Source organism: Aeromonas sp. LsrichE-8G (genome assembly GCF_022869435.1).
Lineage (GTDB): Bacteria > Pseudomonadota > Gammaproteobacteria > Enterobacterales > Aeromonadaceae > Aeromonas > Aeromonas caviae.
Genome location: NZ_JALIHH010000220.1, coordinates 1 through 365, shown reverse-complemented (window position 1 = coordinate 365; position 365 = coordinate 1). Strand labels below are relative to the sequence as shown.

General features: G+C 58.4%; 1 pseudogene. It reads right to left on the bottom strand.

The features are described 5' to 3' along the window. A pseudogene (locus MUW49_RS19585) lies at positions 1-365 on the bottom strand (IS21 family transposase); the annotation flags it as partial.

Below are 365 nucleotides of genomic sequence, written 5' to 3'. Positions count from 1 at the left end.
GCAGCCCACTGTTTAAGACGCCCTGGGGTCCAGCGTTGCTGCTTGCTGTGACGTTCCGGCATGTGCTCAGGGAGCGTGCTCATCCCCGGGATGGTTTTACGTGGATGGCTCGCGACCAGCTGTTGCTGGTGATAGACCTGAAGCAGTGTGTCGCCTGCATGGAGCTCCAGTTGCTGACCCACATACTGGTGTGGCACCGAGTAATGGTGCTGCTCATAGCTGACGTGATAGTCGATGTTGACCTTGACCGTTTTGATGGCGACATAGCGATAGGGATGCACCGGCAGTGGTCCCAGTGCCGGGCGGTCCAACTGCTCAAATGCGTCACGTCGGTTACCGGGCAGTTGCTTGAACGGACGCTCGTT